Below are 13,075 nucleotides of genomic sequence, written 5' to 3' on the forward strand. Positions count from 1 at the left end.
AACGAAGAACAGCCAGTGCGAGGGCGGCGCACCGGCTGTCTTCACTCACCGGGAGGGGACCGTGAGTGTATGACCGAACGATGGGTTGGGGGCGCGCATTTTTGGGTCGATGCGATCACCGTTCGGATATCGCGTAAACGAGCCGGCGTGGGATTGGTTCCCCGCATTTTTGCTTTTTGTCAATTTTCTTGATTTTTCCCAGCGAGAGAGCGAACGCCAGATGCCGCCCGGCGCCTTAACCGGGTTGGAAAAGTGGCCTTCAAAACCCCTGATGATAAGGGCGAATTTCCCAAAATTTTACCGTTTGATAAATTTTTGAAGCTGAGTTACGCTTTCCCTCACTAGCCGTTTACCAATAATGAGGGAACTTCAATGGAACGACTGGGAACTGGGATTCGTGCTGGCCGGCTTTCGCCCGCGGAGTACGAGTCGAACTTCTCCGATCTTCATCCGCGCCTCGACAAGCACGAGGCGCTGGTCGCAGCTGACCGCTGTTATTTCTGCTACGACGCGCCGTGCATGACGGCCTGTCCCACCTCCATCGATATCCCGCTTTTCATCAGGCAGATATCGACAGGAAATCCGATCGGATCGGCAAAGACGATCTTCGACCAGAATATTCTTGGCGGCATGTGCGCGCGCGTCTGTCCCACCGAAGAGTTGTGCGAGCAGGCCTGCGTGCGCAACACGGCAGAGGAACGCCCTGTCGAAATCGGTCGCCTTCAGCGCTACGCCACTGATACGGCCATGCAGGCGGACAGACAGTTCTACAGCCGCGCCGCCTCATCGGGAAAGAGGATCGCCGTGGTCGGGGCCGGTCCAGCTGGCCTTGCCGCGGCTCACCGCCTCGCCGTGAAGGGCCACGACGTCGTCATCTATGATGGCAAGGCAAAGTCCGGCGGCCTCAACGAATACGGTATCGCCACGTACAAGGCTGTCGATGACTTCGCCCAGAAGGAAGTCGACTACGTGCTGGCGATCGGCGGTATCGAGGTTCGTCACGACCAGCGGCTCGGCCGCGATTTCTCGCTCGCCGATCTGCAGTCGCAATATGACGCCATCTTCCTCGGCATCGGCCTCGCAGGTGTCAACGCGCTGCGTGTCGAAGGTGAAAACCTGGCTGGCGTCGATGATGCCGTCGACTTCATTGCCGGCCTGCGCCAGACAACGGACAAGGGCGAGATTGCCATCGGTCGCCGCGTCGTCGTTCTCGGCGGCGGCATGACCGCCATCGACGCCGCGGTACAGGCAAAGCTGCTTGGCGCCGAGGAGGTGACGATCTGTTATCGCCGCGGCAAGGAGCACATGAACGCCTCGGAATTCGAACAGGATCTCGCCACCTCCAAGGGCGTCATCATCCGCCATTGGCTGGCGCCGAAGTCCATTCTGGCGCAGGACGGCAAGGTCGCCGCGATCGAGGTGGAGTACACCAGGCTGGTCGACGGCCGCCTGTCGACGACGGGCGAGACCGGCGTCATTGCCGCCGATCAGATCTTCAAGGCGATTGGCCAAACCTTCGATGCCTCGGGCCTCGGTGCGTTGCGCATGGAGTCCGGCCGCATCGCCATCGATGGCGATGGCAAGACCTCGCTCGACGGCATCTGGGCCGGCGGCGACTGCGTCTTCGGCGGGAACGACCTGACCGTCTCGGCGGTCGCTCAGGGTCGCGATGCCGCTGAATCCATCAACCGTATGCTTGCTGCCGGTGCGCAGCCGGCCGCTGCCGTCGCTTGAAGGGGAGAATGAACAATGGCTGATCTCCGCAATAATTTCGTCGGCATCAAGTCTCCGAACCCGTTCTGGCTGGCCTCGGCGCCGCCGACCGACAAGGCCTACAACGTCGAGCGTGCCTTCAAGGCAGGCTGGGGCGGCGTCGTCTGGAAGACGCTCGGCGAGGAAGGCCCACCCGTCGTCAACGTCAACGGCCCGCGCTACGGCGCGATCTGGGGCGCCGACCGCCGCCTGCTCGGTCTGAACAATATCGAGCTCATCACCGACCGCGACCTCTATACCAACCTGCGCGAAATGAAGCAGGTGAAGATGAACTGGCCTGACCGGGCCCTGATCGCCTCGATCATGGTTCCCTGCGAGGAGAATGCCTGGAAGGCGATCCTGCCGCTCGTCGAGGAAACCGGCGCCGACGGCATCGAGCTCAACTTCGGCTGTCCGCACGGCATGTCCGAGCGCGGCATGGGTGCCGCCGTCGGACAGGTGCCCGAATATATCGAGATGGTGGTGCGCTGGTGCAAGCAATACACGCGCATGCCTGTCATCACCAAGCTGACGCCCAATATCACCGACGTCCGCAAGCCGGCCCGCGCGGCAAAGGCAGGCGGCACCGACGCGGTCTCGCTGATCAACACGATCAACTCGATCACATCGGTCAATCTCGACACCTTCTCGCCCGAACCGTCCATCGACGGCAAGGGTAGCCATGGCGGCTATTGCGGCCCGGCGGTCAAGCCGATCGCGCTCAACATGGTCGCCGAGATCGCCCGCGATCCGGAAACCTATGGCCTGCCGATCTCAGGCATCGGTGGCATCACCACCTGGCGCGACGCCGCCGAATTCCTGGTGCTCGGCGCCGGCAACGTCCAGGTCTGCACCGCAGCGATGACCTACGGCTTCAAGATCGTGCAGGAAATGATATCGGGTCTCTCCGACTGGATGGATGCCAAGGGCCATCGCAATCTGGACGACATCACCGGCCGCGCCGTGCCGAATGTCTCGGACTGGCAGTATCTCAACCTCAACTACATCGCCAAGGCGAAGATCGACCAGGACGCCTGCATCAAGTGCGGCCGCTGTCACATCGCCTGCGAGGACACCTCGCACCAGGCGATCACCCAGTTCGTCAATGGCGTCCGCCATTTCGAAGTGATGGAAGACGAATGCGTCGGCTGCAATCTCTGCGTCAACGTCTGTCCTGTTGAGAACTGCATCACGATGGAGCAGCTGCCCGTAGGCGAACTCGACCAGCGCACCGGCCGCCCGGTTGACCCGAACTACGCCAACTGGACGACGCATCCGAACAACCCGATGGCCCGCCAGGCTGCGGAGTAACCACCTTGCAACGCCGCGGAAGATTGTCTTCCGCGGCGTTGTCTGTGGAGGGCTTTATGCTATCCATGGCTCGCTGCACTGTCGCAGCTCTCCTTCAAGAGGAGGCAGCCATGGCTCGCAAACACCTCACCGATCTCAGCTTTTGAGGTCACGTCCAAGCGGCGTAAATCCTATCCATCGGAAACCCGGGTTAAAACCGGCCGCCAGTTCGTCCACGGCGACGTCGAGCTGATCGAAAAACTCGGCCGCGACGATCCGTGCCCGTGCGGTTCGCGGAGGCGCTTTCAAAAACTGCTGCCTGATTTTCAGGTAGCCTTGATGGCATCCAGCGCCACCACTACTTTTAGGGACCGCGAATAGATCGCATCCGGCAAACGCACGCAAAACCGTGCGTTTGTCTCCGTCCTAGCCGGTCCCACCTGAAAACGAGCGACGATAGGCGCCCGGGCTGGTCCCGAGCCGCTTGCGGAAGTGGTGGCGCATCGTCGCCGGTGTGCCGAAGCCACAGGCGATGGCGATATCGTCGAGCGACGCGTCGCCGCGTCTCTCCAGCAACTCGCGCGCATGACGCAATCGCTCCTTCAGCAACCATTCGCCAACGCTCGATCCCGTCGTCGTCTCGAAGCGCCTCTGGAACGTCCGCTGGCTCATTCCTGCCTTGGCCGCCAGAAGACTGATCGGCTGCTCCTCGTCGAGCCGTGCTCGCATCCACTCGATCAACGGTCCTAGCCGAACGCCCTCGCGCTCCTGCGGCACCGGCGCGCTGATGAACTGCGCCTGCCCTCCTTCGCGATGGGGCGGCACGACGAGGCGGCGCGCAACGCTGTTTGCTGCCTCGGCGCCGAAATCGCCACGAACGACATGCAGACAGAGATCGATACCGGCAGCGCTCCCGGCCGCCGTCATAATGCTGCCCTCGTCCATATAGAGGACGCTCGCATCCAGCGTGATCTCGGGATAGAGGGCAGCGATGGCGGACACGTAACGCCAGTGCGTCGTGGCGCGACGACCGGCCAGGAGACCGGACGCAGCAAGAACCGCCACCCCCGAACACAGCGACATCAACCGCGCGCCACGCTCATGGGCGGCGCGCAACGCGGATATGAGATCATCCGGCACCGGCGCATCGATGCCGCGCCAGCCAGGAACGACGATCAGGTCGGCTTCATCGAGAGCATCGAGGCCGCGATCGACGCTGACCGTCAGCCCGCCGGCCGCCCGTAAGGGTCCCTGCTCGATGCCGCAGACCGCAAAACGATACCAGGCGGTGCCCATCTCCGGACGCGGAAGCCCGAAAACCTCGTAGGCAATGCCGAATTCGAAGGTGCACAGCCCATCATAGGCGAGCACGACAACCAGCGGACCGGATGTTTGAGCTGTGTTTGGCACGATATTTACGCCAATCGTCGTTATGGCCAATTTCAACAGGAGGTATCATCTTGCATGGTCTGAGGCAATTCCAACTCCTGAAAGGAAGTGCCATGCCTAGCGCCGTCGCCGAAACCCCTGCCGCCTCGCCGGAAGCCACCGCCGCCTACTACGCCCGAAAGCTCGCCTTCGAAACCGACTGCTGGGATGTCCACGCATCGCTGTCCGCGGGACACCGCGATTTCGTGCTGCTCGACGTGCGTTCGCCCGCACACTACGCCGCCTCTCACATTCCAGGTGCAATCAGCCTCCCCCATGGAAAAATGACCGCTCACCGCATGTCGGAATGGCCCGCCGAGACGCTCTTCGTCGTCTACTGCGCCGGTCCGCACTGCAACGGCACCGACAAGGCCGCCCTCCGCCTTGCCCGGCTCGGCCTTCAGGTGAAGGTGATGATCGGCGGGATGACCGGTTGGGCCGACGAGGGCTTTGCCTTCGACGGCGGCTCGAAGACCGAGGCAGCCTGAAAGCGCCGGCTCGAAAGAAAGCACATGGGCGGGAGATTGAATTTTCTTCCGCCGATGCGATAGTCGGGAGGCGCAAAAAGGTAGCCTCCCGCATGACACGTCATATTGTTGCGATCGGTCAGTTGCCGCCGCCGCTCAACGGCTTTTCGTTCGCGACCAGCGACATGATCGCGCTTCTTTCCGAGGCGAACGACGTCACCGTTCGCAACGTCGCCCCGCCGTCAAGCAAACTGCTCAAACATCCGATCCGGCTGGTCCGCACGCTCGGCGCGTGCCTGCAACTGTTTCGCGATCGCAGGCAGGACGGCCGGATCTGCTACCTCGGCTGCGACGGCGGCCTTGGCATGATCTATGTATCCTTCATCGTGCTTGCAGCGCGGCTCCTCGGCTACCGTACCCATCTGCATCACCATAGTTTCAGCTACATCGATCGCCCCAAACTGCTGATGCGATGCATCCTGATGGTCGGCGGTCGCCGGCTGTGGCACATCTTCCTGTGCGACATCATGCGGGACCGCTTCACCGAAACCTACGAACACCGCGCCCAAGGCAACATCGTCTCCAATGCCGCCTTCGTTGCGCCCATGGAAGCCAACGACGGACCTGTCGACCATACCCATCTCGTGATCGGAATGCTGAGCAACCTCACGCGCGAAAAGGGGCTCGACACCTTCATCACGCTTGCAAGGCAGGCACGGGCGGAGGGCGCGGAGATCAAGGCACTGCTCGCAGGTCCGGTCGATCCCGCCGAGCGCGCCGCCATCGATGCAGCCGTTGCCGAGCTCGGCGGCGTGCTCGACTACCGTGGGCCGCTTTATGGGGAAGCGAAGGCTTCATTCTATCGGGAGATCGACGTCTTTATCTTCCCGACGACCTATACCAACGAAGCCCAACCCCTGGTGATCTTCGAGGCAAAGGCAGCCGGGAATGCCGTCATTTCCTTTGATCGCGGCTGTATCCGAAGACAGATCGACGAATATGACCTGCTGATCCCCGCCAGCGGCGAGTTCGTGCCGACGGCCTTGGCCTGGTTGTCGGCGCTGTCGCCGGAGCCCGCTCGTGAACCCCGGCGAACCGCAATCCGGCAAGCTTATCGGGCTCGCCACGCCAAGGCGCGCGCTTCGGTTGGCGTCCTGTTTGACCGGGATGACTAGCCCCGAGGCGGAAGAAATTTCGCGCGATGGCTGGATTTACCGGCACCGTGCAGCATATGTCCAATATCGCCAAAGGTTTAGACCACCAGACATTGGAAATTCGACAGTATGTCACTCAGGAGCGCGCTTCGCGCACAGACCAGCGATTGCCACGCTGAAGTAGACACAATCTTTGGCCGCTTCGACCTGTCAGATCAGCCGCAGTACAGTTTGTTTTTGTCCGCACATGCCCGGATTGTTCCGGTCGTGGAGCTGGCGCTGGAGCACGCCGGGATCATCGAGCTCCTTCCCGATTGGCCGGAGCGACGCCGCCGCGAACTCCTGATGGCCGACCTCGCCGACCTCGGCGTTAAACCACCTCCGCTGCTGGAAGGTTTCACGGTCCAGCAGGAGGCGGAGCTTTGGGGCGCCGCCTACGTGCTGGAAGGTTCGAAGCTCGGGGGCGCGATGCTCGCCAAATCCGTTGCGGCGGGCCTGCCCTCCCGATACCTGACGCCGAACGGCCCGCGCGGCAGCATCAAGGTCTTCATGGACCGCCTCGATGCGGCAGGCATCGCTGACCCCGAGAGCACAATTTCCGCAGCACGCGATGTCTTTGCCCTCTTCCGCCGGGCGGCGGAGGTTGAACTGGAGCTCGTCGTCTCGTGAACGAGCCTGGGGAAAAGGTCGACCTGACCAACTGCGACCGCGAGCCCATTCACAGATTGGGCGCCATCCAGCCGTTCGGCTTTCTGATCGTCGCCTCCACCGATTGGTTGGTCGTGCGCGCATCCGCCAACCTAGAGCAGTTCATCGGCCTCTCCCATAACGAGGTGCTTGGCCAGCCGATCTCGAAAGTCATTCATTCCCCGACGATGCACGCCCTGCGCAATCGACTGACGATCATGCGTGGCCCTGACGTCGTGGAACGTCTCTTTGGCGTGACGCTCTCGGACAACGGCCCGCCCTTCGATATCGCCATTCACCTCAGCGATGGCCAGGTCGTCATCGAGGGCGAACCTTCGCAGGAGGGCACACAGGGCGGCTCGACAATGTCGATCCGCAGCATGATGGCCCGCCTCGACCAGGCCGAAACCCTTGAGGCCTTCTTCCGTGAAGGCGCCCGGCAGGCACGTGCCTTGACCGGCTTTGACCGCGTCATGGTCTACCGCTTCGATGAAAGCGGAGCCGGCGAAGTCGTGGCCGAAGCGGCACGCGCCGGCATCGGCTCATTTCTCGGCCTTCACTATCCGGCCTCGGATATTCCGGTTCAGGCGCGCGCGCTCTATACCCGCAACCTCTTTCGCATCATCGTCGATATCGCCGCGCCGAATGTGCCGGTGCTTCCCGAGCTCGACGAGCACGGCCGGCCGCTCGATCTCTCCATGTCGATCCTGCGCTCCGTTTCGCCCATTCACATCGAGTATCTGAAGAACATGGGGGTCGGTGCCTCCCTTTCGATATCGATCGTGGTCGACGGCAAGCTGTGGGGGCTGTTTGCCTGCCACCACTACTCCGCGCGCCTGCCCTCCTTTGAGCGGCGCACGACGGCGGAACTGTTCGGCCAAATGTTCGCCTCGCGCCTGGAAAGCCGCGAACGTCGTCTGGCGCTGGATTTCGAGACGAAAGCCCGGCGCATTGCGGACAAGCTGCTCACCTCCGTCGCCGACAATGCGAGCCTGCTCGACGATCCGACCTGGCTGATCGATGCGCTCGCGGAGGCGATTCCCGCCGATGGCATCGGCGTCTGGATCAATGGCCGCTCGGCCCTAACCGGGGTCACGCCGTCACAGGTTCAGTTTGCGGAGCTGGTGCGGCGGCTCAATCGCAATGCGTCCGGTCGCGTCTTCGCAACCGACCATATCGAAAGCTTCTGGCCGGAGGTCGATCCGGGTGGCATCGTCGCCGGCTTCCTCGCCATCCCGATCTCCCGATCGCCGCGGGACTACGTGGTTCTCTTCCGGCAGGAGATCGTCCGCACTGTCCGGTGGGCGGGCGACCCGCACAAGCCGATGGAATACGGCCCGAACGGGCCACGGCTGACGCCGCGAAAGAGCTTCGAGATCTGGTCCGAGCTGGTGCGTGGCCGCTCCCTGCCATTTGCCGCCGCCGAGCGCAGTGTTGCCGAAACCATTCGCGTGACGCTGATCGAGGTCGTGCTCAGACTGACCGATGAAGCCAATATTGTTCGCCAGCAGGCCAACGAGCGTCAGGAAGTCCTGATCGCCGAACTGAACCACCGTGTCCGCAACATTCTCGGCCTTATCAGTGGCCTGATCCGCCAGTCGCGCGGTACGACCGACCATGTGTCCGATTTCGTCGACCACCTGGAAGGCCGCATACAGGCGCTAGCGCGCGCTCACGACCAGATCACCCGCGATCACTGGGCGCCGGCGCCGCTGCGCGCTCTGTTGCAGGCCGAGGCTGCCGCCTATCTCGGCAAGAATGCCGCTCGCATCGTCATGCGTGGCGAGGACGCGCTTCTCGCGCCGCAGGCCTTCTCCACGACAGCCCTTGTCTTCCACGAGCTTGTGACGAACAGCGCGAAATATGGCAGCCTCTGCGACAGCGGCACCGTCGAAGCCTCCTGGCGAAAGGACGAGGCAGGCAACCTGCTGATCGACTGGAAGGAGAGCGACGGGCCAACGGTCCATGAGCCTAAGCGCCAAGGCTTCGGCACCACCATCATCCGGCGTTCGATCCCCTACGATCTCGGCGGCAAGGCCGACGTGATCTATGACCCTGCCGGGCTGCGCGCGCATTTCAGCATTCCGGCGAAATTCGTGACCTTCGCCACCGGGCCGGTCTCGGTTCTGCCAAGCCGCAACGACGATCCCGCGCAGGAGATGCTCGCGCATGTGGTCCAGAAACCGCTTGCCGATCTGACGATCCTGCTGGTCGAGGACAATCTGATTATCGCCATGGACGGCGAGGACATCCTGCTGCAGCTCGGTGCCGCCGAGGTGGTGCTGGCGCCGACCGTCGCGCACGCCCTCGAACTCATCGACGCCAAGCATTTCGACCTCGCCGTGCTCGACGTCCATCTTGGCGAAGAGACAAGCGAGCCCGTGGCCGCAAAGTTGAGGGAAAAATCGACGCCGCTGATTTTCGCGACAGGCTACGGCGAAGCCATGATCCAGGCCGGCAGCGCCGCGGACGTGGAGCTGCTTCAGAAGCCCTACACGATCGAAAGTGTTGCCGCACTTCTCAGCCGGATCATGCCGGTCGCCAGATCATGAGGCGTCGGGTACCGGCTTGACCTTCAGCCCGTCGATGAACAGCTGCTCGAGGAAGCGGGCCGCGTCCTCGAAGCGTCCCGCGCCGGCATGTTCCTGGCCAAGCACAGCTCTCACCTGGACGTCGAAGTCGGCGTAGTGCTGCGTTGTCGACCAGATCGAGAAAATCAGGTGATAGGGATCGCACTTGGCGATCTTCCCGGCCTTCGTCCAGGTACGAATAACCTCGGCCTTCTCGTCTACGAGTTGCTTCAGCGGTCCCTTGAGTTCGTCTTCGACATGCGGTGCGCCCTGCAGCATCTCGTTGGCGAAAAGCCTGCTTTCACGCGGAAAATCGCGCGCCATTTCAAGCTTGCGGCGGATATAGCTGCGGATCTCGCTCTCCGGGTTGCCCTCGGCGTCGAAGGCCTTCAGCGGCTCCAGCCAGGTAAACAGAACGCGGTCGATCAACGCCCGGTGCATCGCTTCCTTGGTGCGGAAATAATAGAGCAGGTTCGGCTTTGACATGCCGGCGACTTCGGCGATCTGGTCGATGGTGGAACCGCGAAAGCCGCTGACCGAAAACACATCGAGCGCGGCTTCAAGGATCTGCTCTTCCTTGGCTTCCTGAATGCGCGTGCGCCGCTGGGTCCTGGCTGCTCTCGGGATTGCCATATCGATCTTGATTTCCCTTAAAATTCAACTGTTTCACTCAAGATTTGACAGGCACGGCATCGTGCCGCGAAATTGAGCAGACGCCGGTAATTTTGTCTGTATTTTTCCTGATTTTCGTCTTGAGCCCAGCGCCGGAAGTTGTAATGTTTACCAATCGGTCAAATTATCAATCAGATGCTAAACAAAGGCAACTGGCGATTTTCCGGCGCTAATAAAACAAACAAAAGCGCTCGGATACTGGCCACGGGAACAGGCGGACATGCGAATTGCATGGCCGCAAAAAACAGGTGAGGATTTTGGACATGGTGGCAGCACCAGGCGAGAACATGCGCGTGAACGGGGACCGTCTTTGGGACAGCCTCATGGACATGGCAAAGATCGGCACGGGCATTGCTGGCGGCAACAACCGCCAGACGTTGACGGATTCGGATGCCGAAGGGCGCAGCCTCTTCAAGACATGGTGCGAAAACGCAGGCATGACGCTCGGCGTCGACACGATGGGCACGATGTTCGCGACCCGCCCCGGCACCGATCCGGACGCCCTGCCCGTCTATGTGGGTTCGCACCTCGACACGCAGCCGACCGGCGGCAAGTATGACGGCGTGCTCGGCGTGCTTGCCGGGCTCGAGGTCGTCCGCACCATGAACGACCTCGGCATCAAGACCAAGCACCCGGTTGTCGTCACCAACTGGACCAACGAGGAAGGCGCTCGCTTTGCGCCCGCCATGCTCGCCTCCGGCGTCTTCGCCGGTGTCCATACGCTTGACTATGCCTATGACCGTAAGGATCCCGAGGGCAAGACCTTCGGCGACGAACTGAAGCGCATCGGCTGGGTCGGCGACGAAGAGGTCGGCGCCCGCAAAATGCACGCCTATTTCGAGTATCACATCGAACAGGGCCCGATCCTCGAGGTCGAGAACAAGCAGATCGGCGTGGTCACGCACTGTCAGGGCCTCTGGTGGCTGGAATTCACCCTGACCGGCCGGGAGGCGCACACCGGCTCGACGCCGATGAACATGCGCGTCAATGCCGGGCTTGCGATGTCGCGCATCATCGAGATGGTGCAGACCGTGGCGATGGAGAACCAGCCGGGCGCCGTCGGCGGCGTCGGCCAGGTGTTCTTCACGCCGAACTCCCGCAACGTTCTGCCGGGCAAGGTCGTCTTCACCGTCGATATCCGCTCGCCGGATCAGGCAAAGCTCGACGGCATGCGCGCACGGATCGAGGCGGAAGCGCCTGCCATCTGCGAAGCGCTCGGCGTCGGCTGCGCGGTCGAGGCGATCGGCCACTTCGCGCCCGTCACCTTCGACCCGACGCTTGTGTCCCGCGTGCGCAACGCTGCCGAACGGCTCGGCTACAGCCACATGAACCTGATCTCGGGCGCCGGCCACGACGCCTGCTGGACGGCAAAGGTCGCCCCGACAACGATGGTCATGTGCCCCTGCGTCGGGGGCCTCTCGCACAACGAGGCGGAGGACATCTCCAAGGAGTGGGCAACGGCGGGCGCTGACGTCCTCTTCCACGCCGTCGTCGAGACCGCTGAAATCGTTGCATAATCAAGGGCGGGGTCATCCCCGCCTTTTCTTTTACCAGCGGACGAAGAGCCGCGCGCAATCAATGCAAGGGAACTGATCATGAGCAAAGTCATCAAGGGCGGAACCATCGTCACCGCGGACCTGACCTACAAGGCGGACGTGAAGATCGAGGGCGGCAAGATCGTCGAGATCGGCCCGAACCTTTCCGGCACGGAGACGCTTGATGCGACCGGCTGCTACGTCATGCCTGGTGGCATCGACCCGCACGTTCATCTCGAAATGCCGTTCATGGGCACCTATTCCACAGACGACTTCGAAAGCGGCACGCGCGCAGGCCTTGCCGGCGGCACCACCATGGTCGTCGATTTCTGCCTGCCGGGGCCGGAGCAGTCGCTGCTCGAAGCGCTGCAGATGTGGGACAACAAGACGAGCCGCGCCAACGCCGACTACTCGTTCCACATGGCGATCACCGGCTGGAATGAGCGCGTCTTCAACGAGATGGAGACGGTGGTCAAGGACAGGGGCATCAACACCTTCAAGCACTTCATGGCCTACAAGGGCGCGCTGATGGTGAACGATGACGAGATGTTCGCCTCCTTCCAGCGCTGCGCGGAACTCGGCGCCTTGCCGCTGGTCCATGCCGAAAACGGCGACGTCGTCGCCTCGATGACCGCAAAGCTGCTCGCAGACGGCAACAACGGCCCCGAGGCGCACGCCTATTCCCGCCCGCCCGAAGTCGAAGGTGAGGCAACCAACCGCGCCATCATGCTCGCCGACATGGCCGGCGTGCCGCTCTATGTCGTGCATACCTCCTGCGAACAGGCGCACGAAGCGATCCGCCGCGCCCGCCAGAAGGGCATGCGCGTCTACGGCGAACCGCTGATCCAGCACCTGACGCTCGATGAAAGCGAGTATTTCGACAAGGACTGGGACCATGCCGCCCGCCGAGTCATGTCCCCGCCGTTCCGCAGCAAGCAGCATCAGGACAGCCTCTGGGCCGGCCTGCAGTCCGGCTCGCTCTCGGTCGTCGCAACGGACCACTGCGCCTTTACCACCGACCAGAAGCGCTCCGGCGTTGGCGACTTCTCCAAGATCCCCAACGGCACCGGCGGCCTTGAGGACAGGATGCCGATGCTGTGGACCCATGGCGTCAACACCGGCCGCCTGACGATGAACGAGTTCGTTGCCGTCACCTCGACCAACATCGCCAAGATCCTCAACGTCTACCCGAAGAAGGGCGCCATCCTCGTCGGCGCCGACGCCGACATCGTCGTCTGGGATCCGAAGCGCTCGAAGACGATCGCGGCCAAGACCCAGCAATCGTCGATCGACTACAACGTCTTCGAAGGCAAGCAGGTCACCGGCCTGCCGCGCTACACGCTGACGCGCGGCGAAGTCGCGATCGAGGAAAGCACCGTCAAGACGAAGGAAGGACACGGCCAGTTCGTCAAGCGCGAGCCGTTCCAGGCGGTCAACAAGGCGCTGTCGATCTGGAAGGAGCTGGTGGCGCCGCGCAAGGTCGAACGCTCTGGCATCCCGGCGACGGGGGTCTGATCCTT

10 protein-coding genes are annotated in these 13,075 nt (G+C 62.5%); 8 read left to right on the forward strand and 2 right to left on the reverse strand.

What is annotated here, in order from left to right:
- Positions 1 to 372 precede the first annotated feature (372 nt).
- Together ASE04_RS03270 and preA are read left to right on the forward strand one after the other, a co-directional pair.
- Complete coding sequence (locus ASE04_RS03270) at positions 373 to 1,734, forward strand: NAD(P)-dependent oxidoreductase (RefSeq protein ID WP_056811940.1); 1,362 nt, start codon at positions 373 to 375, stop codon at positions 1,732 to 1,734.
- 15 nt (positions 1,735 to 1,749) lie between these two features.
- Positions 1,750 to 3,063: an NAD-dependent dihydropyrimidine dehydrogenase subunit PreA gene (preA, locus tag ASE04_RS03275; protein ID WP_056811943.1), complete on the forward strand. Its 1,314-nt coding sequence runs from the start codon at positions 1,750 to 1,752 to the stop codon at positions 3,061 to 3,063.
- Positions 3,064 to 3,468: 405 nt separating this feature from the next.
- Here preA and ftrA read toward each other — a convergent pair whose 3' ends face one another.
- On the reverse strand, positions 3,469 to 4,482 hold the full coding sequence (gene ftrA / locus ASE04_RS03280) for a transcriptional regulator FtrA (protein WP_056811946.1): 1,014 nt from the start codon (positions 4,480 to 4,482) through the stop codon (positions 3,469 to 3,471).
- A gap of 62 nt (positions 4,483 to 4,544) precedes the next feature.
- Here ftrA and ASE04_RS03285 point away from each other — a divergent pair, with 62 nt between their 5' ends.
- The 4 genes from ASE04_RS03285 (at position 4,545) to ASE04_RS03300 (ending at position 9,330) form a co-directional block, all read left to right on the forward strand.
- On the forward strand, positions 4,545 to 4,958 hold the full coding sequence (locus tag ASE04_RS03285; protein ID WP_056811948.1) for a rhodanese-like domain-containing protein: 414 nt from the start codon (positions 4,545 to 4,547) through the stop codon (positions 4,956 to 4,958).
- Between the two features lie 92 nt (positions 4,959 to 5,050).
- Positions 5,051 to 6,112 (forward strand): glycosyltransferase family 4 protein, encoded by a 1,062-nt coding sequence (locus ASE04_RS03290; RefSeq protein WP_056811953.1) that lies wholly within the window; start codon positions 5,051 to 5,053, stop codon positions 6,110 to 6,112.
- 108 nt (positions 6,113 to 6,220) lie between these two features.
- Positions 6,221 to 6,760 (forward strand): biliverdin-producing heme oxygenase, encoded by a 540-nt coding sequence (locus ASE04_RS03295; RefSeq protein ID WP_056811957.1) that lies wholly within the window; start codon positions 6,221 to 6,223, stop codon positions 6,758 to 6,760.
- On the forward strand, positions 6,757 to 9,330 hold the full coding sequence (locus ASE04_RS03300; RefSeq protein ID WP_056811960.1) for an HWE histidine kinase domain-containing protein: 2,574 nt from the start codon (positions 6,757 to 6,759) through the stop codon (positions 9,328 to 9,330). Before ASE04_RS03295 ends, ASE04_RS03300 begins: the two co-directional genes overlap by 4 nt.
- Here the strand turns inward: ASE04_RS03300 and ASE04_RS03305 are convergent.
- Positions 9,325 to 9,981, reverse strand: a complete 657-nt coding sequence (locus ASE04_RS03305; RefSeq protein WP_056811968.1) for a TetR family transcriptional regulator C-terminal domain-containing protein — start codon at positions 9,979 to 9,981, stop codon at positions 9,325 to 9,327. The genes ASE04_RS03300 and ASE04_RS03305 overlap by 6 nt on opposite strands.
- A 302-nt stretch (positions 9,982 to 10,283) precedes the next feature.
- Between ASE04_RS03305 and ASE04_RS03310 the strand changes: the two genes are divergently transcribed.
- Positions 10,284 to 11,537: a Zn-dependent hydrolase gene (locus tag ASE04_RS03310; protein WP_056811971.1), complete on the forward strand. Its 1,254-nt coding sequence runs from the start codon at positions 10,284 to 10,286 to the stop codon at positions 11,535 to 11,537.
- A 78-nt stretch (positions 11,538 to 11,615) separates the two neighbouring features.
- On the forward strand, positions 11,616 to 13,070 hold the full coding sequence (hydA, locus tag ASE04_RS03315; RefSeq protein ID WP_056811973.1) for a dihydropyrimidinase: 1,455 nt from the start codon (positions 11,616 to 11,618) through the stop codon (positions 13,068 to 13,070).
- The last annotated feature ends 5 nt before the right edge of the window (positions 13,071 to 13,075 follow it).

Origin of the sequence: Rhizobium sp. Root708, from assembly GCF_001429725.1 — a bacterium.
Lineage (GTDB): Bacteria > Pseudomonadota > Alphaproteobacteria > Rhizobiales > Rhizobiaceae > Rhizobium.

What these genes read in the sequence shown, in the direction of transcription:
- ASE04_RS03270 (WP_056811940.1), top strand. Translation starts at nt 373, where the DNA reads ATGGAACGACTGGGAACTGGGATTCGTGCTGGCCGGCTTTCGCCCGCG.
- preA (WP_056811943.1), top strand. Translation starts at nt 1,750, where the DNA reads ATGGCTGATCTCCGCAATAATTTCGTCGGCATCAAGTCTCCGAACCCG.
- ASE04_RS03285 (WP_056811948.1), top strand. Translation starts at nt 4,545, where the DNA reads ATGCCTAGCGCCGTCGCCGAAACCCCTGCCGCCTCGCCGGAAGCCACC.
- ASE04_RS03290 (WP_056811953.1), top strand. Translation starts at nt 5,051, where the DNA reads ATGACACGTCATATTGTTGCGATCGGTCAGTTGCCGCCGCCGCTCAAC.
- ASE04_RS03295 (WP_056811957.1), top strand. Translation starts at nt 6,221, where the DNA reads ATGTCACTCAGGAGCGCGCTTCGCGCACAGACCAGCGATTGCCACGCT.
- ASE04_RS03305 (WP_056811968.1), bottom strand. Translation starts at nt 9,981, where the DNA reads ATGGCAATCCCGAGAGCAGCCAGGACCCAGCGGCGCACGCGCATTCAG.
- ASE04_RS03310 (WP_056811971.1), top strand. Translation starts at nt 10,284, where the DNA reads ATGGTGGCAGCACCAGGCGAGAACATGCGCGTGAACGGGGACCGTCTT.
- hydA (WP_056811973.1), top strand. Translation starts at nt 11,616, where the DNA reads ATGAGCAAAGTCATCAAGGGCGGAACCATCGTCACCGCGGACCTGACC.